Annotated in this window: 20 protein-coding genes and 1 pseudogene; 9 read left to right on the top strand and 12 right to left on the bottom strand. The window is 63.9% G+C overall.

Features of this window, described 5'->3' with window-relative positions; translation table 11 throughout:
- Positions 1 to 82: 82 nt before the first annotated feature.
- Positions 83 to 490: a GNAT family N-acetyltransferase gene (locus HAP54_RS40255; RefSeq protein WP_166296736.1), complete on the top strand. Its 408-nt coding sequence runs from the start codon at positions 83 to 85 to the stop codon at positions 488 to 490.
- A gap of 20 nt (positions 491 to 510) precedes the next feature.
- On the opposite strand, the gene HAP54_RS40250 is transcribed toward HAP54_RS40255, so the two are convergent.
- From HAP54_RS40250 to HAP54_RS40240, 3 genes are all read right to left on the bottom strand, one after another.
- Entirely contained in the window at positions 511 to 1,023 is a 513-nt protein-coding gene (locus tag HAP54_RS40250) for an invasion associated locus B family protein (RefSeq protein ID WP_175619593.1), read from the bottom strand.
- 105 nt (positions 1,024 to 1,128) lie between these two features.
- Positions 1,129 to 4,275, bottom strand: coding sequence for a multidrug efflux RND transporter permease subunit (locus HAP54_RS40245; protein ID WP_166296730.1), 3,147 nt, complete (start codon positions 4,273 to 4,275; stop codon positions 1,129 to 1,131).
- A complete protein-coding gene (locus tag HAP54_RS40240; RefSeq protein ID WP_166296727.1) occupies positions 4,272 to 5,441 on the bottom strand; it encodes an efflux RND transporter periplasmic adaptor subunit in 1,170 nt (389 codons plus the stop codon). Before HAP54_RS40240 ends, HAP54_RS40245 begins: the two co-directional genes overlap by 4 nt.
- Before the next feature lie 182 nt (positions 5,442 to 5,623).
- On the opposite strand from HAP54_RS40240, the gene HAP54_RS40235 reads away from it, so the two are divergent.
- The 7 genes from HAP54_RS40235 (at position 5,624) to HAP54_RS40205 (ending at position 12,292) form a co-directional block, all read left to right on the top strand.
- Positions 5,624 to 6,085 carry a MarR family winged helix-turn-helix transcriptional regulator gene (locus tag HAP54_RS40235; protein ID WP_166296724.1) on the top strand — a complete coding sequence of 154 codons (462 nt, stop codon included), beginning with the start codon at positions 5,624 to 5,626 and terminating at the stop codon, positions 6,083 to 6,085.
- Between the two features lie 126 nt (positions 6,086 to 6,211).
- The gene (locus HAP54_RS40230) at positions 6,212 to 6,451 is read left to right on the top strand and encodes a hypothetical protein (protein ID WP_166204262.1); all 240 of its coding nucleotides are present in this window, start codon (positions 6,212 to 6,214) and stop codon (positions 6,449 to 6,451) included.
- 264 nt (positions 6,452 to 6,715) lie between these two features.
- The gene (locus tag HAP54_RS40225; RefSeq protein ID WP_166296721.1) at positions 6,716 to 9,262 is read left to right on the top strand and encodes a TonB-dependent receptor; all 2,547 of its coding nucleotides are present in this window, start codon (positions 6,716 to 6,718) and stop codon (positions 9,260 to 9,262) included.
- A 20-nt stretch (positions 9,263 to 9,282) separates the two neighbouring features.
- Positions 9,283 to 9,972 (top strand): Fe2+-dependent dioxygenase, encoded by a 690-nt coding sequence (locus tag HAP54_RS40220; protein ID WP_166204264.1) that lies wholly within the window; start codon positions 9,283 to 9,285, stop codon positions 9,970 to 9,972.
- 3 nt (positions 9,973 to 9,975) lie between these two features.
- The gene (exbB, locus tag HAP54_RS40215) at positions 9,976 to 11,016 is read left to right on the top strand and encodes a tonB-system energizer ExbB (RefSeq protein ID WP_166296718.1); all 1,041 of its coding nucleotides are present in this window, start codon (positions 9,976 to 9,978) and stop codon (positions 11,014 to 11,016) included.
- Positions 11,017 to 11,019: 3 nt separating this feature from the next.
- Complete coding sequence (gene exbD, locus HAP54_RS40210) at positions 11,020 to 11,487, top strand: TonB system transport protein ExbD (protein ID WP_166296715.1); 468 nt, start codon at positions 11,020 to 11,022, stop codon at positions 11,485 to 11,487.
- A gap of 13 nt (positions 11,488 to 11,500) precedes the next feature.
- Positions 11,501 to 12,292 (top strand): TonB family protein, encoded by a 792-nt coding sequence (locus HAP54_RS40205; protein WP_166296712.1) that lies wholly within the window; start codon positions 11,501 to 11,503, stop codon positions 12,290 to 12,292.
- Between the two features lie 112 nt (positions 12,293 to 12,404).
- Here HAP54_RS40205 and HAP54_RS40200 read toward each other — a convergent pair whose 3' ends face one another.
- From HAP54_RS40200 to HAP54_RS40180, 5 genes and pseudogenes are all read right to left on the bottom strand, one after another.
- Positions 12,405 to 13,625, bottom strand: a complete 1,221-nt coding sequence (locus tag HAP54_RS40200; RefSeq protein WP_166296709.1) for an ABC transporter substrate-binding protein — start codon at positions 13,623 to 13,625, stop codon at positions 12,405 to 12,407.
- 78 nt (positions 13,626 to 13,703) lie between these two features.
- A pseudogene (locus tag HAP54_RS40195) lies at positions 13,704 to 14,416 on the bottom strand (IS5 family transposase).
- A 204-nt stretch (positions 14,417 to 14,620) separates the two neighbouring features.
- Positions 14,621 to 15,049: a hypothetical protein gene (locus tag HAP54_RS40190; RefSeq protein WP_224741577.1), complete on the bottom strand. Its 429-nt coding sequence runs from the start codon at positions 15,047 to 15,049 to the stop codon at positions 14,621 to 14,623.
- An 81-nt stretch (positions 15,050 to 15,130) separates the two neighbouring features.
- On the bottom strand, positions 15,131 to 15,811 hold the full coding sequence (locus HAP54_RS40185) for a site-2 protease family protein (RefSeq protein WP_029078626.1): 681 nt from the start codon (positions 15,809 to 15,811) through the stop codon (positions 15,131 to 15,133).
- 85 nt (positions 15,812 to 15,896) lie between these two features.
- Positions 15,897 to 16,811 carry a DMT family transporter gene (locus HAP54_RS40180; protein ID WP_166296703.1) on the bottom strand — a complete coding sequence of 305 codons (915 nt, stop codon included), beginning with the start codon at positions 16,809 to 16,811 and terminating at the stop codon, positions 15,897 to 15,899.
- 91 nt (positions 16,812 to 16,902) lie between these two features.
- Between HAP54_RS40180 and HAP54_RS40175 the strand changes: the two genes are divergently transcribed.
- On the top strand, positions 16,903 to 17,787 hold the full coding sequence (locus HAP54_RS40175) for a LysR substrate-binding domain-containing protein (protein WP_166296700.1): 885 nt from the start codon (positions 16,903 to 16,905) through the stop codon (positions 17,785 to 17,787).
- A gap of 83 nt (positions 17,788 to 17,870) precedes the next feature.
- Here HAP54_RS40175 and HAP54_RS40170 read toward each other — a convergent pair whose 3' ends face one another.
- The 4 genes from HAP54_RS40170 to HAP54_RS40155 all read right to left on the bottom strand — a co-directional run bounded on the left by HAP54_RS40170 (position 17,871) and on the right by HAP54_RS40155 (position 22,560).
- A complete protein-coding gene (locus tag HAP54_RS40170; protein ID WP_166296697.1) occupies positions 17,871 to 18,602 on the bottom strand; it encodes an SDR family NAD(P)-dependent oxidoreductase in 732 nt (243 codons plus the stop codon).
- A gap of 26 nt (positions 18,603 to 18,628) precedes the next feature.
- Positions 18,629 to 19,360: an SDR family oxidoreductase gene (locus tag HAP54_RS40165; protein ID WP_166296694.1), complete on the bottom strand. Its 732-nt coding sequence runs from the start codon at positions 19,358 to 19,360 to the stop codon at positions 18,629 to 18,631.
- A 120-nt stretch (positions 19,361 to 19,480) separates the two neighbouring features.
- Entirely contained in the window at positions 19,481 to 21,319 is a 1,839-nt protein-coding gene (locus HAP54_RS40160; RefSeq protein WP_166296691.1) for an IlvD/Edd family dehydratase, read from the bottom strand.
- A gap of 212 nt (positions 21,320 to 21,531) precedes the next feature.
- Positions 21,532 to 22,560, bottom strand: coding sequence for a LacI family DNA-binding transcriptional regulator (locus HAP54_RS40155; RefSeq protein ID WP_166296688.1), 1,029 nt, complete (start codon positions 22,558 to 22,560; stop codon positions 21,532 to 21,534).
- Between the last annotated feature and the right edge of the window lie 196 nt (positions 22,561 to 22,756).

The raw sequence follows: 22,756 nt of genomic DNA, 5'->3' as shown, positions 1-22,756 counted from the left end.
CGAGGGTGGATTAGACCAGCGCAATCCACCATGGTCGCGCGCGGCTCCGGCCGCTGCAATGTTGCGACAAAGGTTTAAGCTGATGGACGAACTTCTTTATGCCCGCGAGCCGTCGATCGGCATCGACGAGTTCATCGAGGTGCTGCGCCAGTCGAGCCTCGGCGAGCGGCGTCCGCTCGCGGATACCGACCGGATGGAGCGCATGATCGCCAATGCCAATCTGATCGTGACGGCGCGGAAGGGGCACACGCTGATCGGCGTCTCGCGCGCGCTGACAGATTTCGCCTATTGCTGCTACCTGGCCGATCTTGCGGTCGATCGTCGGCACCAGGGGCACGGCATCGGCAAGCGGCTGATCGCGGAAACGCGGCGCCACGCCGGACCTGAATCGATGTGCCTGTTGCTGTCGGCGCCCGACTCGATCGGGTTCTACAAGTCGATCGGCATGCCGCAGCCGGACAACGCGTTCCTCTACAAGCGGGAGCGATAGCGCGGGCAGCATGCGCGGCCTTACTTGATCTTGTCGTAGACCGCCGCGAAGTCGGCGAGCGGCATCGGGATGCTGATAGTTTCCTTGGCGAGATTCTGGAACGAGACCTTGAGCTGCTTGCCCGATTTCAGCTGGCTCAGCACATCGGCCGCGATCGGCGCATTGATGTAGCAGCCGCGCGCCTCGCAGGTCTGGATCGGCACGTCGACGGCCTTGCCGTCGTCGACCTGCAGCTTGGCGCCAACGGGCAGGTTCAGCCCGAGCGGAAGCTGGATCAGCGCGACCGGCGTGCGGGTGTCGCCGGGAACGCGGATGTTGACCAGCACGATGAGCTGGCCGGTCTTGGTGAGTACCGCGGTCTGCTCCATCGCGCATTCGAGCGGCGCGTCGCGGCTTGCGCTGGTGCAGCGCGCGACCCAGCCGGTGTTATTGCCCGATGCGGCGTCGCCTTGCGGAGCTGCGGGAGCGGCTGCCTGAGCCGGCACGGGGGCATTCTTGGCCTTGGGCGTCTGAGCGTGGCCGAGGCCGGCCATGCCGAACGCGGTCAACAGGACGACAAGCGACTTTGCGACAATCTGCACGGTACCGGCTCCGAAACGAACATCTTTCGGATGTGCCGGTATGAGGGCAAAGTCAAGTCACTCGGCGGCCTGCTTGACCGATCCGTCTTCGCCGTCGTCAGCGTCGTGGTCGGCGCGCGGCGAGCGGCCCCAATTCGCAAACGCGTTGGAGAGCTTGTCGAGATAGAGATAGACGACGGGCGTCGTGAACAGCGTCAGCGCCTGGCTGACGATCAGGCCGCCGACCATGGCGTAACCGAGCGGCTGGCGGATTTCCGAGCCGGTGCCGGTGCCGAGCATCAGCGGCACGCCGCCGAGCAATGCCGCCATCGTCGTCATCATGATCGGGCGGAAGCGGAGCAGGGCAGCCTGACGGATCGCCGCCTCCGGCTCCATATGCTGGTCGCGTTCGGCGGCGATCGCGAAGTCGACCATCATGATGCCGTTCTTCTTCACGATGCCGATCAGCAGGATGATGCCGATCAGTGCGATCAGCGAGAAGTCGAAACCGGCCGCCATCAGGATCGCCAGCGCGCCGACGCCGGCCGAAGGCAACGTCGACAGAATGGTGATCGGGTGGATGTAGCTTTCGTAGAGAATGCCGAGGATCAGGTAGACCACCACGAGCGCGGCAAGGATCAACAGCGGCACGGTCGACAGTGATTGCTGGAACGCCTGCGCCGTGCCCTGGAAGCTTGTGCTCAGGGTCGCCGGCGCGCCGAGGTCGACCATCGCCTTCTGCACCGCTTCCGTCGCCTGGCCGAGCGCGACACCCTGCGCCAGGTTGAAGGAGATGGTGATCGCCGGGAACTGGCCCTGGTGGCTGATCGAGAGCGGCCGCACCGGCACGCTGGTCCATTTCGCAATGGTCGAGATCGGCACCTGTTCGCCGGTCAGCGGCGACTTGATGTAGATGTTGTTCAGCGTGTCGATCGCGCCCTGCAGCTCGGGCAGGACCTCGAGGATCACGTGGTAGCTGTTGAGCTGGGTGAAGTACTGCGTCACCTGGCGCTGGCCGAACGCGTCATAGAGCGTGTCGTCGATCAGCTGCGGCTGGATGCCATAGCGCGAGGCGGTGTCGCGGTTGATCTTCAGCTCGACCGTGGTGCCGTTGGTCTGCTGGTCGGTGGCGACGTCGCGCAGCTGCGGCAGCGTCTGCATCTTGCTGAGGATTTTCGGCGCCCACTGGTTCAGTTCGCTGAGGTCGGCATCCTGCAGCGTGAACTCGAACTGGGTGCGGGTCGGGCGGCCGCCGAGACGGACGTCCTGCGCCGCCTGCATGAACAGCCGGGCACCCTCGATCTTCTCCAGCTTCGGACGCAGCCGGGCGATCACTTGCTGCGCGTTGGCGTCGCGATCCTTGAGTGGCTTGAGCGTGATGTACATCGCGCCGTTGTTGCCGGCACGGCCGCTGCCGCCGATCGCCATCGCCACCGTCGCGACGGCCGGATCCGTCATCACGATCTTGCCGAGCTCTTCCTGTCTCCGCTTCATTTCGGCGAAAGAGATGTCCTGGCTGGCTTCCGACGTCGCCGTGATCAGGCCGACGTCCTGCTGCGGGAAGAAGCCCTTTGGAATGACGACGAACAGGTAGACCGACAGCGCCAGCGTCCCGAAGAAGATCATCAGCGTCGTGAACTTCCAGCGCAGCGCGAGATCGAGCCCGGACTGATAGCCGCGCAGCATCGCGTCGAAGCCGCGCTCGCTGAGCTGGTAGAAGCGGCCGTGCCGTTCCTCATTGTGGGCGCGCAGGAACCGCGAGGCCATCATCGGTGTCAGCGTCAGCGACACGAACATCGAGACGAAGATCGTCATCGCCAGCACGACCGCGAATTCGCGGAACAGGCGGCCGATGATGCCGCCCATCAAGAGCAGCGGGATCAGCACCGCGACCAGCGAGATGCTGATCGAAACGATGGTGAAGCCGATTTCCTGCGAGCCCTTGAAGGCGGCCGCCATCGGCTTCTCGCCCTCTTCGATATAGCGGCTGATGTTCTCCAGCATCACGATGGCGTCGTCGACCACGAAGCCGACGGCGATCGTCAGCGCCATCAGCGACAGATTGTCGAGCGTGTAGCCGAACACCCACATCAGCGCGCAGGCGCCAAGCAGCGCCAGCGGCACCGTGACGGTCGGGATCACGGTCGCCCAGAAACTGCGCAGGAAGACGAAGATCACCATCACGACCAGGAAGATGGTCAGGAGCAGGGTGAACTGGACGTCCTCCACCGCGGCGCGGATCGTGGTGGTGCGGTCGGAGATGACATCGATCTTGATCGCCGGCGGGATCGCCGCCACCAGCCGGGGCAGCGCTGCCTTGATCTTGTCGACGGTGTCGATGACGTTGGCGCCGGGCTGCTTGAAGATGACGAGGAACACGCCGCGCTTGCCGTTGGCCCAGGCGGCCTGCTTGGCGTCCTCCGGGCCGGTGACCGCCCGGCCGATGTCGCGAATGCGCAGCGGCCCGCCATTGCGGTAGGCGATGATGACGTCGTTCCACGGATCGGCCGTGAGCAGCTGGTCGTTGGCATAGATGGTGTAGGCGCGGGTGGCGCCGTCGATATTGCCCTTCGGGCTGTCGACGGTGGCGATGTTGATCGCGGCGCGGACGTCTTCCAGCGACAGACCTTTGGCGACCAGCTTAGCCGGATCGATCTGGACGCGAACCGACGGCTTCTGCTGACCGCCGATGATGACCTGCGCGACGCCGGAGATCTGGCTGATCTGCTGGGCAAGTTGCGCATCGACGGCATCGCTGACCGTGGTCAGCGGCAGCGTGTCTGACGTCGCCGACAGCAGCATGATCGGCGAGTCGGCCGGGTTGACCTTGCGATAGGTCGGCGGCGAGGGAAGGGTCTTCGGCAGCTGGCCGCTTGCCGCGTTGATGGCGGCCTGCACGTCGTTGGCGGCGCCGTCGATTGAGCGGTAGAGATCGAACTGGATGGTGACCGCCGCGGTGCCCAGATAGCTCGTCGAGGTCATCTGCGCGATGCCGGGGATCTGCGCGAACTGGCGTTCCAGCGGCTGAGCGACCGAAGTCGCCATCGTCTCCGGGCTTCCGCCCGGCAGCGTCGCGGTGATCTGGATGGTCGGAAAGTCGACCTGCGGCAGCGGCGCCACCGGCAGCAGCGGATAGGCGACGAGACCTATGAACAGGATGCCCGCCATCAGCAGCGAGGTGCCGATGGGGAAGCGAATGAATGGTGCGGAAATTCCGGCGCTCATTCCTGCGTGACCTTCGACTGGGATTGATCCGAGCTCGCCACCGCCGTCGTCACCAGGGTCCCCGGCGAGACCTTGTACTGGCCCGCGGTGATCACCTGCTGTCCCGGCGACAGGCCTTCCTCGATCACCGACTTGCCGTCGATCGACTGGCTGACCTTGATCTTGCGAAGCTCGGCCTTGTTCTCCTGATTGACTGAATACGCGTAGAGGCCTTCGGTGCCATGCTGCACCGCGTCATCCGGGACGACGGTGGCATCTTTCAAGGTCCTGACCAAGAGCCGGGTCGAGACCGACTGCCCTGGCCACAGCGCATGGTCCTTGTTATCAAACACCGCCTTCAGCCGGACAGTCCCGCTTGACGTGTCGACCTGATTGTTGATCAGCGCCAGGGGTCCGGTGGACAGCACCCGCTTGCCGTCGGTGGTCAGGGCAATGGTCTTGGGCGGCGCCACGGCCAGCGCCGCCTTGATGTCGGGCAGCTGGTCTTCGGGTGCGGTGAAGATCACCGTGATCGGCTCGATTTGGGTGATCGTCACAATGCCGGTCTGGGCCGAGGCGTTGACGATGTTGCCGATATCGACCAGTCGCAGGCCGACGATGCCGTCGATCGGCGACTTCACGGTGGTGTAGTCGACCTGGGTCTGGGCGTTGAAGATGGCGGCCTCGTCGGCGGCGATCTGGGCCGTGAGCTGGGCCACGGTGGAACGCTGGGTGTCGAGCTGCTGGCGCGTCGCGAACTCGCCGAGCTTGGTGTAGCGCTGCAGGTCGAGATTGGCGTTGGCGATATTGGCCTCGTCCTGCGCCTTCTTGGCCTTGGCCTGGTCGAGCGTTGCCTGATAGGGCCGCGGATCGATCTCGACCAGCGTGTCGCCGGCCTTGACGAACTGGCCTTCCTTGAAGGCGATCCTGGTGATCTGGCCGTCGACCCGGGTGCGGACCTGGACGGTGTTGAAGGCCTGCACCGTGCCGAGACCGGTGAGATAGACCGGGAAGTCAGCCTTCTCGACCGGAGAGATCTTGACCGGAACGGCCGGGCGCTGGGCAGCCCGCTTCTGCGCAGCCGCGATCGCCTGCTGGTTGTCGGTGTATTTCTGCCAGCCGAAATAGCCGGCCGCGCCGACCGCCGCGATCACTAAAACCCAACCGATGGTGCGTGACTTTGACATGCGGACTCTTGGGCTCGACGTAACAATAAAGGGTGATCGAAACGGTTCACAGAGCTTGCGGATATAATATGCGTGCACTTAATGTGTAAACACACCAAGGCTTGAGAATCCTAAACATTTGGAAAGGTTTAGGTCAGAAACGAGCAGAAACATTCCGTCTGGGAAACGCACCGAGGACCCCTATGTCGCTCGATCTCAAACGCCAGTTCATTGCGCAACTCGTGGAGAGTTCCAGGCTGCTGCGCAATTATATCGATCATCGCGCCAAGGCGCGAGGCACCACGCGTGCACAATGGATTGTGCTGTTCCGCCTGCGCGAGCAGGAGGGACCGTCCCAGGTCGATCTCGCCGACGTGCTCGAACTGCAGCCGATCTCGCTGGTGCGACTGCTTGATCGCCTTGTCGAGCATGGCCTGCTCGAACGCCGGCCTGACCCCAGAGATCGCCGCGCCAATCGCCTGTTCCTGACCAGGACCGGGCGCCGCCTCGTCGACGACCTCGACAGTCTGCGCGATGCGATCGCCGTCGACGTGCTGCGCGACGTATCCGACAAGCATGTCGAAAGCGGCCTCAACACGCTTCGCGAGGTCAAGGATCGCATCAAGGCGCTCGGCGAGCAGGCGGAGCACATCGCCGCGAAATAGCGCGGATCTCGTCGCGCGCAGATCTGCTTTCTTGTCCGTTCACCTGCTGCAGCTTGCGCGACGTGGTTGAAACGCCGCGTGATGTCGTTCATACGCGAGCGACGATGCGAGAGGATGAGGGCAGCGATGGATGAGTTGAACGGGCGCATGATGGCATGCCAGATCCTGGTCACCGGATTGATCGCGCGCGTCGCCAACGAGCAGCGCGACCCGCTGCGCTTCCTCACCGACTTCCGCGACGAGATCAAAGCTGTCGTCAACGGCGTCAATATCACGGGCCTGGAGAACAGCGACAGCGTGCGGCAGGTCGCGCAGCGAACCATCGACGAGCTGTTTTCGCTGATGAAGCCACCGAGCGCCGAGTGATCGGGACGACGTACAGATCAGCGCCTTGCAAGGCGGTGGCCGGTAACGCTTGGTTGCCACTTTAGAACAGTTATTAGAACGCTTAAAAACTAGAGTTTAGAACGATTTCAAAGCGCAGATTAGAATCGCTTTGAATTGGGGCGATTCAAGCCGATTGTGGCGCTGATCGCATTGATAAAAAAACTCACGCTCGATAACCGATGAAGACAGTTCGTCGCAGCTTCATTTCGCGAACGAACTGGATTTATCTGGGGCACGCAAAAAATGAGCAATGTGAAGGCGCCGAGATCGTTGCGCTTCGATGCAGCGAACGGTTCGGCTGATGATACGGGCTATTCCGCCACGAAGGTTTCCGCGGTCGCTGGTCTGATCGCGGTGGCGTCGTTTTCGGGGGCGGAAGCGCAGCAAACCAACCTTCCGCCGGTGAATATCGATGCGCCGGTCGCTCGGCCCAAGCCCGTCACGTCAAAGCCGACCTCGGACCAGGTGCGCGCCCGCAATGCGCTGCGTCGTGCCGCGCGCCACAACAATCAGCAGGCGCAGCAGGCACCGGTGCCGTTTCCCAACGCAGGCGGTCTTGCCGCCGATCGTGATCCCTACGCTGACCCGGCCGCGCCGTACAAGGGCGACCGCTTGCAGGCATCCGGCAAGTATCCCGAGCCGATCCTGAACACGCCGAAGTCGGTCACCGTGCTGACCAAGGACGTGCTCGAAGACAAGAATGCGACCTCGCTGAAATCGGCGATCCTGTCGACGGCGGGCGTCACGCTCGGCACGGGCGAGGGCGGCAACGCCTTCGGCGACCGCTTCTTCATCCGCGGCTTCGATGCGCGCAATGACATCTTCATCGACGGCGTCCGCGACGCCGGCGTCAGCGTCCGCGAGAACTTCTTCACCGAGCAGGTCGAGATCCTGCGCGGTCCGGGCTCGTCCTTTGCGGGACGCGGCACCACCGGCGGTGCGATCAACATCGTCACCAAGCAGGCGACGACGGAGAAGAGCTTCTACAACATGGACACCACGTTCGGCACCGATCGCACCAAGCGGGTGACGCTCGATGTCAACCAGGTGATCAGCCCGACGTTGGCGATCCGCGCCGGCGGTCTGTTCCAGGATGCCGGCGTTGCCGGCCGCAGCTACGTCACCGACAATCGCGATGGCGGCTTCGTCGCGGCGACCTGGAAGCCGGTCGATGCGGTCAAGATCACCGGCAACTACATCCACACCGAACTCACCGGTATCCCGGATTTCGGCGTGCCGTACTACCGGCCGAGCACGGCCGGTGGCCCGTTCCCGGACTTCGGCGTCAACCGCAACAATTTCTACGGCTTCGTCAACCGCGACTTCTTCAGGACCGGGCAGGACATCGGCACGATCAATGCCGAGGTGCAGATCACGCCGGATCTGATGATCAGCAACAAGATCCGGGAATCGCGTTCGACCCAGAAATACATCGGCACGCTGCCTGAATCGCCGACGCTGGCCGCCGGCGCGCCGTTCACGGCGTATACGCTGAGCGCCAATCCGCAGAGCCGCTTCCAGGTCACCGACGTGTGCGCCAACCAGACCGAGGCGACCTACAAGTCGGTCGACGGGCTCGGCTTCAAGCACACGACGACGGCCGGCGTCGAATACGACAACGAGCGGTCCTCGATTGACAGCTTCACCGGCCTGAGCTCCGAAATCACCACCGGCACATCGTCGTTCACGGGGAGCGGTTCGCTCTCCGGCGTCAGCGTCTTCAATCCGCAATATACAAATCAGCCGTTCGGGATACCGTCGCTCCTGGGAAGACCGACCAAGATCGGTATCGATACGGTGAGCGGATACGTCATGGATTCCGCCAACTACAACGACTTCGTCATCCTCAATGGCGGCGTCCGTTACGACGACTACAAGATCAACACGTCCGCATTCGCGACCAATGGTACCCTCGGCCAGCAGTCGGCCGAGTTCGGGATGCCGAACTTCAACCTCGGCCTCACCCTGAAGCCGCTCCCGAACGGCAGCGTCTATGCAGCCTACGCGACCTCGTCCAACCCTGTCGGCGCCGAGTTCGACGGTACCAGCACCGCCTATGGCGGCATCAATCCCAACCTTCCCGGCGGCAACACCCAGATCTTCGGGCCGGAAAAGAACAAGGCCATCGAGGTCGGCACCAAGTGGGAGCTGTTTGATCGCCACTTGCTGGTGACGGCGGCGCTGTTCCAGACCGAGAAGGAAAACGCGCGCGAAGCGCAGAATGTCAACAACGCAACCGCGGCTTCAGCGCTTGGATGCACCTACCCAGCCGGAACGACCGGCAACATCTCCTGCATCACGGCGGGAGCCGCCTATCGCATCCGCGGTATCGACCTCGGCGTCGGCGGCAAGATCACCGACAAATGGAGCGTGTTCGGCGGACTCGTGCTGATGCAGTCGGTCGTGACGAAGTCGCTCGCGCCGCCGGCCAACACGATCTTGTACTCCAGCAACGTTGGATTGCCGCTCGCCAACGTCGCGCCTCAGTCGTTCAGCATGCTGACGAAGTACCAACTCACCGACATGTGGGAGCTCGGCGGGCAGGCGGTGTACCGCTCGAAGGTGTATGGCGGCACGTTGCTCGCAGCGAACCAGGGCACGTCGATCCCGAGCTACTGGCGCTTCGATGCCTTCGCCGAGGCAAAGATCGACAAGAACTGGACCATGAAGCTGTTCGTCAACAACATCTTCGACAAGCGCTACTACGACGCGTTGTACCAGAGCGCAGCACCGTTCGTGCTCGAAGCACCCGGACGCGCCGCGTATCTGGTTGTTTCTGCGCGTTACTGACGGAGGCTTCGCGGCGGACGATGCTGGTCTGTGTTCCCAACGTATTGAGCAAGGCTGATGTGGCGGACTTCCGCCGCATCATGGATGCCAGCGGATGGGAGGACGGCCGCTCGACCGCCGGTGCTGCTTCCGCGCTGGTCAAACGCAACGAGCAGCTGCCGCCCGACAGCGAGGTCGCGCGGCAGCTTGGCAACCGGATCCTGAGCGCGCTGTCGGCAAGCCCGCGCTTCATCTCGGCGGCGATCCCGCTTAGAATCTTTCCACCCTTGTTCAACCGCTATGCCGCAAGCGACGGGCACCATTTCGGCCTGCATGTCGACAATGCGGTGCGCGGCGACAAGCTGACGGGCCTACGGATCCGCACCGACCTCTCGGTCACGCTGTTTTTATCGGAGCCGGAGGACTACGATGGCGGCGAGCTTGTGATCGAGGACCTCTACGGATCCCATGAAATCAAGCTGCCGGCGGGCGATCTCGTAGTTTATCCTGCTTCCAGCTTGCATCTGGTCACGCCGGTCACCCGGGGCACCCGGGTTGCGTCTTTTTTCTGGCTGCAGAGCATGGTACGGGATGCACACGTGCGCAGCCTGATCTTCGATCTCGATACGGCGATCCAGGCTCTGGTGGAGCGGCTGGGGCGCGATGACCCTGAAACGGTCAAATTGACCGGCATCTATCACAACCTGATCCGTCACTGGGCTGAAGTGTAACTGATGATGACATCCAAGTTCCCCGCTGCATCCGCCGTGATCGCCTCGCTGGCGATGTTGATGCTGGCCGCGCCGTCTTCGGCGCAGCAGCAAACGGCGCCTGCCGCGAAACCAGCGCCCGTGACCCAGTCTCAGTTGCCCGTGGCCCAGGCGCCCGCGGCCCAACAGGTGCCGGCGGCCCCATCCCCAGTGGCTGCGCCGGTGGCCCCGGCGGCACCCCAAGCGCAGGCCGCCCCGGTACCTGCCGCGGCGGCTCCGGCACCGACCGCGATCGATGCGTCGTCGGCCGCGCCCGCAGGCGGCGATGGCAAGTCGCTGAAGTCGACCGGCACCGGGCTGCGCGAATTGTCGCCGTGGAATATGTTCCTGAACGCCGATATCATCGTGAAGGCGGTGATGCTCGGCCTTGCCTTCGCGTCGCTCGTCACCTGGACGGTGTTCATCGCCAAGATGGTCGAGCTGACCGTGGCGCAGAGCAGGCTGCGTGGCGCGCTGGCCAAGATCGCTGAATCGCGCTCGCTGGCGGAAGCCCAATTCGCGCTCGGCGCCAAGGGCAGCGTGCTGTCGTCGTTTATCGCGGCCGCGATGCGCGAGGGACGTCTGTCGGCGGGGATCTCCAGCGACAGCGGCATCAAGGAGCGCGCCGCGTCGAGCTTTGCCGAGATCGTGCGCGCCGAAGCCCGCAAGATCCGCATCGGCATGGGCCTGCTCGCGACCATCGGCGCAACGTCGCCCTTCGTCGGCCTGTTCGGCACCGTCTGGGGCATCATGAACAGCTTCATCGGCATTTCGAAGTCGCAGACCACGAATCTTGCCGTGGTGGCGCCGGGCATCGCGGAGGCGCTGCTGGCAACCGCGATCGGCCTCGTCGCGGCGATCCCCGCCGTGATCATCTACAACCATTTCTCGCGCGTCACGAAGGTCTACCTCGAACTCGTCAACCGCGCCTCGGGTGCGGCCGGACGTCTGTTGTCGCGCGATCTCGATCGCACCCATGGCAGCGTTCCGCTCGGCACGCATGCGCGCGCCGCGGCGGCGGAGTAGGCGATGGCAGTCTCGATCTCCGAGAACGATGGCGACGACGATTTCGCGGAATCGCACGAGATCAACGTCACGCCGTTCATCGACGTGATGCTGGTGCTGCTGATCATCTTCATGGTGGCGGCGCCGCTCTCGACCGTCGACTTGCCGATCGATCTGCCGACCTCCAGCGCGACGCCGCAGAAGAAGCCGGACAAGCCGACCTATGTCAGCATCAAGCCGGACCTGACGCTGGCGATCGGGGAGAATTCGGTGAAGCGCGCCGACCTGGTCAATGCGCTGGATGCGGTGCCCGAGATGAGCAGGGACAAGTATGTGTTCGTGCGTGCCGACCGTGTCGTGCCCTATGGCGAGCTGATGGGTGTGATGGAGCTGCTGCGCGCCGGCGGCTACACGCGGGTCAAGCTCGTCACGCTCGAAGGCGTTCCGGGAGCGCCCGCGGCACCGCAGGCCGCCGAGCCGGCCAAACCCTGACGGGCGAACGACGATGTCCACCAACCCCGATCTCGATCTGCGGACGTCCAAGCGGCTCTGGGTGATCGCCGCGGTGACGGCGGTCGGGCTGCATCTGGGCGGCGCGGCGCTGGCGCTGACCAATTTACGCGACGACGGCGACGAGGGCCTTGGTGCTGCCGGCGCGGAATATGCCGTCGAGCTTGCCTCCCCGGATGTGCCTGAGGAAGCGGCACCGCCCGGAGCGCCGGCCGACGAGCAGCAGGCCGTGCAGGAGATGACCCAGCAGAAAGCGGAGGTCAAGGATACCGACCTGCCGCAGGCCCAGCCGATGGAGGCCGACGACCCCGATCGCATCGTCACCGAGGACAACAGCAAGAAGCAGAAGGAGGAGGAGGCCAAGGTCGCCAAGGTCGAGACCAACGCGCAGGAGGCTCAGCAGGCTTCGGAAGCGGCGGCGCCGACCAAGCTGGAAGACGCTTCGCGCCAGTCGGAGACCACCAAGGCCCCCAATCCCGGCATCGGCAAGGACAAGCTCGCGCTGACCGCCAAATGGGGCAAGAAGATCAGCGCCTATCTCGACCTGCACAAGAAATTCCCGGAGAACAAGATCAAGGATGCCAAGGTCAAGGTGGCCCTTGTGCTCAACCGCGTCGGCAAGGTGCTGTCGGTCGCTGTGATGGAATCGTCGGGTGACGCCGCCTATGACGACGCGGCGGTCTCGATGGTGCACCGTTCCGATCCGGTGCCGGCGCCCCCGGCCGACCTGACCGACGATCAGTTCTCCTTCAGCCTCGACGTCAAGTTCAACAAGCCGAAGAAGTAAGCGGAAAGACTCGCGACATAATCGCAAGTCTTCGTCATTCCGGGGCGCGACGAAGTCGCGAGCCCGGAATCCATTCCACCGTTGAATACGCTGCCCAGTCGCGTAGGGCGCGTTAGCTTTTCTTCACCAATGGGCAGACGCTCTTCTCGAGCGGCAAAAAGGCTTCATCGGCGGGGATGGTGGCGACCAGCTTGTAATAGTCCCACGGGTACTTTGACTGCGACGGCTTCTTCACCTCGAACAGATAGGCGGGGTGGATCTTGCGGCCGTCGATGCGGATCGAACCCTTGCCAAACAGCGGATCGTCGGTCGGCAATTCCTTCATCTTGGCGACCACGGCGCGGCCGTCATGCGGATTGCCACCGAGCGCCTCAAGCGCCTTGAAATAATGGATCAGCGACGAATACACGCCGGCCTGCACCATGGTCGGCGGGTTCTTCTTGAAGCGCTCCATGAACCGCTTGGTGAAGGCGCGGGTCTGGTCGTTCAGGTCCCAGTAGAACGTCTCGGTGAAGTTCAGGCCCTGCGCGACGTTGAGGCCGAGCGCGTTGACGTCGGTCAGGAACATCAGCATGCCCGCCAGCTTCTGGCCGCCGGCGACGATGCCGAACTCGGCCGCCTGCTTGATCGCATTGGTGGTGTCGCCGCCGGCATTGGCCAGGCCGACGATCTTGGCCTTCGAGCTCTGCGCCTGCAGCGGGAAGGACGAGAAGTCGGCGTTATTGAGCGGATGCTTGACGCTGCCGAGCACCTTGCCGCCATTCGCGGTGACGACCGCCGCGGTGTCGCGCTCGAGCGCCTGGCCGAACGCGTAGTCCGCGGTGAGGAAGAACCATGTGTCGCCGCCGGACTTCACCAGCGCCTTGCCGGTGCCGTTGGCCAGCATGTAGGTGTCGTAGACCCAGTGCACCGTGTTCGGCGAGCATTGCGCGCCGGTGAGGTCGGAGGATGCCGAGCCCGAGTTCAGGTTGACGACGTTCTTCTCCTTGGCGAGGTTGGCAATCGCAAGCCCGACGCCCGAGCTTGCAAGGTCGACGAACACGTCGACCTTCTCGACGTCGATCCACTGCTTGCCGATGTTGACGCCGACGTCGGGCTTGTTCTGGTGATCGGCCGAGATCACATCGATCTTCCAGCCCTTGGCGAGCAACCCGGAATCCTCGATCGCCATCTGCGCCGCCACCGTCGAGCCGGGACCGCCGATGTCCTGATAGAGACCGGACTGATCGCCGAGGCTGCCGACCCGGACAACCTTGTCCATCGTCTGCGCCAACGCAGTGCCGGCAAACACGAGGCTCGTGGTCATAATCAGGGCTGCAATGGAACGCTTCATCTTCCCTCCAGTATGATTTTGTTTTTTGAGTTCCACATTATGCCCGGCATCGGGCGTATCGCCTAGGTGGTGTGGACACTAGCGCATCCATAGAACGATGGCTGCGAGAGTGACGACGGCCCGGTAGTTCCGGGCCGTTTTTTCGAAGCGGGTTGCGACGCGGCGGAACTGCTTGAGCTTTGAGAAGCAGCATTCGACGAGATGACGCTGGGCATAGAAATGCTTGTCGAGTGGATATTTGAGCGCGCGTGACGGGTTGTTGGGGATCACGGCGAGCGCGCCTTTGGCGGCGATGGCTTGGCGCAAGTGATCGGCGTCATAGGCCGTATCGGCCATGACGACCTCGGCGGATAAGCCTTCGATCAATGCGGCGGCTTGCGGTGCATCGCCCTTCTGACCTGCGGTGAGCTTGAACCGCACCGGACATCCCAAGCCTCGAACGGCCATATTGTATCTTGGTGCTCAGGCCGCCGCGCGAGCGGCCGATCGCTTGATCTTCCGCTTGATCTTCAGACCCCCCTTTTTGGCGCCGGCGGCGTGCTGATGCGCCCGAACGATGGTGGAATCGACGATCAGATATTCGAAGTCCGGATCATCGGACATCGCCTCGAAGATCCGCCACCAAACACCCTTGATGCTCCATCGACTGAAGCGCCGGAACACGCTGTTCCAGTCCCCAAACACCTCCGGAAGCGCCCGGTGGAGCCCTTCTGATCGGGGCGCCCTATGATCAGCGGCGCTATCCGCTCCCACGCCGCGTCGCTCAATACCAAACGGTCCATCACACCCAAGGCGGCCTCCCCAAAAGCAGCCTTGAATCTGATTTGCTCCTAAAAGGGAATCCTTAGAGTCCACACCACCTAGGGCACTGGCGCGATCGGTCGCACGCGTTATTCCACGCTGCGGCGATATGAGTGGCCGGTGACGCGCGACGGGATGCCGCGGCGTCCGCGCGTCGATCATCAAAACGGGAAAGGGTTGAAGCGCGGCCTGCGCTATTTGAAGTAGTAGCGGATCGCGACGTAAACCACGACAAGACAGGCGAAGATCAGCGCGACCGGCATCGGGCGCTTCGCGTTCGCGTCGGAGGCGCTCGCCTTCTTCGCAGGCAGGCGGCGAAACGTGGTGACGTTGCCGGTGTCGGCGACCGGTTCGCGCGAGCGCGCTGGAACTTCCGGCGCTTTGCCGGCGCCGCCCATCTCCGCATAGTAGGTGCGATACATCTGCTGGATGGTTGCCTCGCCGGCATCGGCTTCGCTCATCTGGTCCACAAGCTTCTTGTAGATGGCGAGGAAATTCTGCGCCTCGGGCGGCAATGCGGAGGCGCCGTTCAGCTTGGCCATCATCTTCCAGGTCGCAAAGTCAGCCCGCGCGCGGGTGTCGGCGCGTCGTGCAATCAGCATATCGGCAGCTTTGATCACCATGGCCTCGAAGCGTTCCCGTTCCCGCGCATGACCCGGACAAATGGACGCCGGTTTTCCGATCAGGTCATGCCTAAAGCAAGGCTATGTGTTTCCGGTAATGAGGAGAAGGGCATTGATCACATAGCCGGTCAGAGTTCGCAGTATCGTTGAAATAACATCAAGATTTAGGCCGATCTGCCGGCCGACCACCGGCAGCAGGATCAACAGCCCGATCAGGATCAGCATGCCGTAGGGCTCGAGCCTGGAGAGCGGGATCGCCAGCGGCCGCGGCAACAGCCCGACCGCGACCCGGCCGCCGTCCAGCGGCGGAATCGGCATCATGTTGAAGATTGCGAGCACGATATTGATCAGGAAGGCGTTTTTCAGGTTGTCCGCGGTCCATTTTGCGGCATCGGCCGGCACCAAGGGCAGCGCGTGGAATGCCAGCGCTGCCGCGGTCGCCAGGATGATGTTGGTCACCGGGCCGGCCAGCGCCACCCACACCATGTCGAGCTTGGGATGGTTGAGCTTGCGGAAGTTCACCGGAACCGGCTTGGCGTAGCCGAATAGGAACGGCGAATGCGCGAACAGCAGCATGGCCGGCAGGATCAGCGTGCCGAACGGGTCGATGTGCTTCAGCGGGTTGAAGCTGACGCGGCCAAGCTGCCAGGCGGTGTCGTCGCCGAGCCGGTGCGCGACGAAGCCGTGTGCGGCTTCGTGGAAGGTGATGGCGATGAGGACCGGCAGCACCCAGACGGAGACGTCGTAGAGGGAAATATTCAAATGCGTGCCGCCTGTGCGTTCGGGACCAGACCGTCAGGCTAGCACGGATTCGCCAAAGACTTGGCTGGCAGGCGTTTGCCGCAGGTCAGCGCGGGTCAGGTGCGACGGCGGGCCCGGTTGCGTGCGCCTGTTGCGGCCGGGTGGTGGCGATCCAGATGCCGGCGAACACGGTGACGATGCCGGCGATCAGATTCCAGCTCAGCGGCTCGCCGAGCAGGACTGCGCCGACCAGCGAGGCCGCGATCGGGTTGACGGTGACTGATATCGCCACCCGGGTCGGCGTAGTCCGCTCCAGCGCGAAGGCCCAGAGATAGAATGTGAGCGCTGCGCCGAAGGCGCCGAGATAGATCGCGCCGAACCATTGCGGTGCGCCGAAATCGGCAACCGGCGCAAAGCTGCCGCGCACGAGCGAGGCCGTTATGAGGACCGCAGCCCCGGCCGCCATGGCGAGTGTGGTGAAGGGGATCGGGCCGGAACGGCGGATGAAGGGTTTCGACCAGATGCTGTAGAGCGCCATGCACAGCGCGGCGGCGACCATCAACAGGTCGCCGCGCCAGGCGCCCACGGGCGCCGTGGCGAGGCCGGAGAGCAGCGCCAGCGAGACGCCAAGGATCGTGACCAGCACGCCTGTAGTCTTGCGTGCGGTCAGCGGCTCGGCACCGAGTGCCGCGCCGACCAGCATCGTCAGCAGCGGCAGCGTCGAGAGCGCGAGCGCGCCGCGCGCGGCGGTCGTTGATATCAGCGAAGCGTTGAACAGGATCGGAAACGCCGCAAAGAACAACAGGCCAAGGCCGGCGACGCCGGGCCAGTCACGCCGCGGCGGCCAGCTCCGACGCTGCAACAGCGCCAGCGGCAGCAACGGCAAGACGCCGATGCCGAAGCGGAATGAGCCGATGGCCAGCGGATCGATGGCGCCGACCAGATACCGCGTCGCCCCGATCGAGGTGCCGCCGAGCGCACTCGACAGCACCGCCGCCAACACCCCAGAGATCTCGCCCATGCCGTTCGCCCCCGGTTTCGCTTGCGCAATCTAGGGAAGGGGAGATAATCAGGAAATGGAATAGATTTGATAAATCAAATCACGGTTCGTTATGACTGTTCCTGTCCTGGATCCGGATCTGCTGCAGGCCTTCGTCGCGGTGGCGGAGCATCGCTCCTTCACCCGCGCCGCCTCGGCGCTGAACCGGACCCAATCGGCCGTCAGCATGCAGGTGAAGCGGCTGGAGGAGCGGTTGCAGGCCGAGCTGTTCCACCGCAGCACGACCAATGTCGATCTGAGCGCCGCCGGCGAAGGGCTGCTTGGTTACGCCCGCCGCATTCTGAGCCTCAATGCGGAAGCAGTCGGCCGGGTGCGCGAGCGCGGCACGGACGGGCGGGTGCGCCTTGGCGTGATGGACGACTACGGGACATTGATCGTCCCGCCGTTGCTCAAGGACTTCATCGCCAACTATCCGCTGATCCATGTCGAGATGGAGACCGGACTGACCTCGTCGATGACCGACCGGCTCGGCGAAGCCTATGACCTCGTGATCGCGATGCACCCCGAGGGGCGCGGCGAGGGCGAGCTGCTGCGCACCGAGCAGGCGGTGTGGGCCGCGAGCCCCGCGTATCGCGTCGAGCAGCTCGATCCGCTGCCCGTCGCGCTCTATCCGCAGGGCTGCCTGTTCCGGAGCTGGGCGATGCAGGCGCTCGACGAGGCCAACCGGCCGTGGCGGCTCGCCTTTGTCAGCCACAGCCTGTCCGCCGTCGAGGCGATCGCGGCGCAAGGCCTTGCCGTGACCGTCGTCAAGTCGGGTACATTTCCGCCGAGCTTGCGGCGCCTGACCGCGCGCGACGGCATGCCGCGACTGCCGCGTGCGGAGATCCGCCTGCACCGCGCGCAAAATCTTTCGCGCGCCGCGGCATTGCTGGCCGATCATCTCGTCACGGCGCTGCGGCAGCCGGGGAAACGGGGCGCGTTAGAGCCAAGGTTCTGATCAGATCAGAACCTTGGCTCTAGTTGTTATTTTTTGACGCGTTTTCTTCACGCGAACCGGGGTCCACTTCGCTCGAAAACGCTCTAGTAAGTCGCCCGGCCGCCGGAGATGTCGAACACCGCGCCGGTCGAGAAGGCGCAATCCTCCGACGCCAGCCACGCCACCATCAACGCCAGCTCCTCGACCTGCACGAAGCGGGCCTTCGGAATCTTCGACAGCATGAAGTCGATATGCGCTTGCGTCATCTGGTCGAAGATCGCAGTCTTCGCCGCGGCCGGCGTCACCGCATTGACCAGGAGCTCCTTGCCCAGCGATTTCGTCAGCGCGATCAGGCCGGCCTTCGACGACGAATAATGCGCGGCGTTCGGGTTGCCTTCCTTGCCGGCGATCGAGGCGATGTTGACGATGCGGCCGTATTTCTGGCCGATCATGGTCGGCACGATCGCCTTGCAGCAGATGAAGGGACCCTCGAGATTGATGCGCATCACCCTGCGCCAGTCGTCGAGATCGGTTTCCCACACAGGCTTGTTGGTCCCGGTGATGCCGGCGTTATTGACGAGGATGTCGATCTTGCCGAACGCCCGCAGCGTCTGATCGCGCGCGGCGTCGACCGCGGCGGGCTCGGTGACATCGGTCTTGATCGCGATGACGTTCTCGCCGATCGCCCGCGCGGTCTTCTCGGCCAGCGGCTGGTCGAAATCCCAGATCGCGACCTTGGCGCCGGACGCGACAAAGCGCTCGGTGATGGCGCGGCCGAAGCCTTGCGCGCCGCCGGTGACGACGGCACAGCGGCCGTTGAGATCGATCCTGTTCATGCAAAATGCCTTTGATCGCGTGGAGGTCAGAGCATGAAGCCGCCGTCGACGACCATGTCGACGCCGGTGGTGAATGCGGCCTCGTCGCTCGCAAGATAGACCGCCATGGCCGCGATTTCCTCTGCGGTGCCGAGCCGGCCCATCTTCTGGCGGGCGACGAATTTCTCGCGTCCATCCGGGCCGGCGGCGGCCGCGCGATCGAGCATCGAGGGCGTCTCCACGGTGCCCGGGCAGATCGCGTTGCAGCGGATGCCCTGGGTGATGAAGTCGAGCGCGACCGCGCGCGTCAGCAGCGAAACCGCTGCTTTCGACGCGCTGTAGACATAGCGATTGGCCGGCGGCCGCAATGCCGCGCAAGACGAAATGTTGACGATGCTGCCGCCTCCGCCCGCCAGCATCGCAGGCAGGAACGCCTTGATGGTCCGGTGCATGGATTTGACGTTGAGGTCGAACGAGAAGTCGAAATCCTCGTCCGAGCACTCCAGAATCGTGCCGTGATGCACGAAGCCCGCCGCATTGAGCAGGATGTCGATCTTGCCAACGCGCTTGGCGAAGCTGTTGACCTCAGCGCTGCTGCGAACGTCGAGCCGGGCGGTCTCGGCGACGCCTTCCTTGCCCAGCGTGGCGATGCCGCTCTCATTGATGTCGGTGGCGATCACGGTTGCGCCTTCACGCGCGAATGCGATTGCGCATGCACGCCCGATGCCCGCCGCCGCAGCGGTGACGACGGCGCGCTTTCCCTTCAGTCGATCTGACATGCGTTTCTTCCTTCAGCTCTCGTATGTTTTCTGCTGTCATGCGCGGGCTTGACCCGCGCATCCATCTTGCGAAGAGCGATGGATTGCCGGGTCAAGCCCGGCAATGACGGTTTTGATGGTCTAGTGATTATCCCGCGCCACGCCGACCTTGCCGACGATGTCGTGGTAACGGGTCGCGAGCTCGAGGCAGGCGCCGGTCGCGTGCTGGCCGACGGTCTGGCGGTACAGCTCCTGCCACGGCGTCTGGTTGGCCGGCTGCGGGAAGCCGCCCTTTGCCTTCAGCTCGGCGCGGCGGGTGCGCAGCTCATCCTCCGAGATCAGGATGTTGGCGCTGCCCTTGTTGAGGTCGATGCGGACCTTGTCGCCGGTCTTCAGGACCGCGAGCCCGCCATCGGCGGCGGCTTCCGGCGAGGCGTTGAGGATCGACGGCGAGCCCGAGGTGCCCGACTGCCTTCCGTCGCCGATGCAGGGCAGGGACAGGATGCCGCGTTTGATCAGCGCCGCCGGCGGCTGCATGTTCACCACCTCGGCGCCGCCGGGATAACCGATCGGGCCGGTGCCGCGGACGAACAGCACGCAGTGCTCGTCGATGTCGAGCGCGGGGTCCTCGATCCGGGCGTGATAATCCTCGGGGCCCTCGAACACGATGGCGCGGCCCTCGAAGGCGTTGAGGTCCTTCGGGTTGGACAGATAGCGGTCGCGGAACTCCTTCGAGATCACGCTGGTCTTCATGATCGCGGAATCGAACAGATTGCCGCGCAGCACGAGGAAGCCGGCGTCCTTCACCAGCGGCTTGTCGTAGCCCCAGATGACGTCGCCGTCCGGCTTCGGCGCTTCCTTGCAATTCTCGCCCATGGTGCGGCCGTTGACGGTGAGGGCGCCCTCATGGATGCGCTTGTGCTTGATCAGCTCGCGCACCACCGAGGGCACGCCGCCGGCGCGGTGATATTCCTCGCCGAGATAGAATCCGGCCGGCTGCATGTTCACCAAGAGGGGCACGTCATGGCCGTATTTCTGCCAGTCGTCGATCGAGAGCTCGACGCCGACATGGCGCGCCAGCGCATTGATGTGGATCGGCGCATTGGTCGAGCCGCCGATCGCGGAGTTGACCACGATGCAGTTCTCGAACGCCTCGCGGGTCAGGAAGTCCGACGGTTTCAGATCCTCCCAGACCATGTCGACGATGCGCTTTCCGGTCTCGTAAGCGATCTGGCCGCGCTCGCGATAGGGCGCCGGGATCGCCGCGCAGCCCGGCAGCGAGAAGCCGAGCGCTTCCGCAAGCGAGTTCATCGTCGAGGCGGTGCCCATCGTGTTGCAATGGCCGACCGAGGGCGCCGAGGAGGCGACGATCTCGATGAACTGCTCATAGTCGATCTCGCCGGCGGCGAGCCGCTCGCGGGCCTTCCACACCACCGTGCCGGAGCCGGTGCGCTGGCCCTCGTGCCAGCCGTTCAGCATCGGTCCGCCCGACAGCACGATCGCCGGCAGGTTGACGGTCGCCGCCGCCATCATGCAGGCCGGCGTGGTCTTGTCGCAGCCGGTGGTCAGCACCACGCCGTCCAGCGGATAGCCGAACAGGATCTCGACCAGGCCGAGATAGGCGAGGTTGCGGTCGAGCGCCGCGGTCGGACGCTTGCCGGTTTCCTGGATCGGATGGGTCGGAAACTCCATCGCGATGCCGCCGGCGGCGCGGATGCCCTCGCGGACGCGGTGCGCAAGCTCAAGGTGATGCCGGTTGCAGGGCGACAGATCGTTCCCGGTCTGGGCGATGCCGATGATCGGCTTGCCCGACTGCAATTCCTCGCGGGTCAGCCCGTAATTGAGGTAGCGCTCGAGATAGAGCGCGGTCATGCCCGGATTGTGCGGGTTGTCGAACCATTCCTGGGAGCGGAGCCGGCGGCCCTTGCCCTGCTTGGTCTCGCCTGCGGCGCTGTGCCCGTTGGTGTGGGGTTTTGTCATTGGTTTCTCCCGCAATGCAAACTCTTGATGGGCCCATTCAAGGGCTCTGGTTCAACGTTGTTCTACCTTGCGCAAATCGTGGCGCATTACAAACCTCGACGATCACGCACAGGTGTTTCACTGGATGGATTGGACCTTAGTTGAAGGCTCTTGGGTGCGCTACCATTTTGTCATTTTTGCTTCCCTTGTGACGGGCTGTTGACGGGTGGATGTCAGGTGCGTCGCGCCGAGCTTTGCCGTTCCATGACACTGAAGCCGAGATCGACGACGGGCTCGGCGGGGCGGCGTCCTTCCAGCGTCTCGATCACCATCATGGCAGCGGTTCTGCCCATTTCGTAGCGATTGGTGCGCACGCTGCTCAGCGTCGGCTCGCTCGACGCCATGAATTCGAGGTCGTTGAAGCCGACGATCGCCATCTGCTCCGGCACCGCCACGTGACGGCGCTTGCATTCGAACAACGCGCCCAGCGCAAGGTCGTCATTGACGCAGAACACCGCGTCGATATCGGGCGCCTTGGCGAGCAGGTCGGCAAACAACGTGCCGCCGAGCGTGACCGAGGTCGGTATAGCCGTGGTGACGATCAGCTGTGGATCGAACAGCCCGGCCTCGGTCATCGCGGCGCGATAGCCGTCGAGCCGGCGCTGCACCCGCGGATCCATTCGCGCGCCGAGGAAGCCGATCCGCCGATAGCCCTGGGCGAGAAGATGTGCGATCGCCGCTTTTGCCGCGTCAAAATGCGAGAATCCGATCATCATGTCGATCGGGGCGGGGCCGACCTCCATGATCTGCACGATCGGGCAATCGACCGTTTCCATGATGCTGCGGGAATCGGCGGTCTGATTGATGCCGGTGATGATGAGGCCTGCCGGCCTCTGTGCCAGAAAAAGACGCAGCAGGCGCTCCTCCTGGAGGATGCTGTAGCGGGTGTTGGCGAGCTGGATGCTGTAGCGGCTGCCATCGAGCGCGTCATAGATGCCGCGCAGCACGTCGGAGAACACATTGTTGGTCAACGACGGGATCAGGACACCGACCACCTCGGTGCGCTGCGATGCGAGCGCGCGTGCCGCGAGATTGGGCACATAACCGAGTTCTTTTGCCGCACTCTCGACCCGGGCGCGCTTGCCGAGTGAAAGCGCTTCCGGATTCCTGAAGAAGCGCGACGCCGTAATCGGGCTCACTCCAGCGAGCTTTGCGACCTCAGTGAGCCGGATCTTGCCTGGCGTGATGCGCTTTCGGGCCATTTGCCGCTCATATCACGACGTTCGTCGCAGACAAACTGATATTGACAGCGCTACCAAGCGATTGCTAATCGAACGATTGCCAAAACCGGATAAACTGCGGACAATAAGTTCAGTCCAACAGAGCCGCGCACCCAGCGCGGCCGGAACAAAACAGAGCGGTGGCGGCACTCGTCGTACGTCGTCGGGAACTTGAGGG

This window comes from Bradyrhizobium sp. 2S1 (genome assembly GCF_011516625.5).
GTDB classification, from domain to species: domain Bacteria; phylum Pseudomonadota; class Alphaproteobacteria; order Rhizobiales; family Xanthobacteraceae; genus Bradyrhizobium; species Bradyrhizobium septentrionale.
This window is presented reverse-complemented; position numbering and strand designations above follow the sequence as displayed.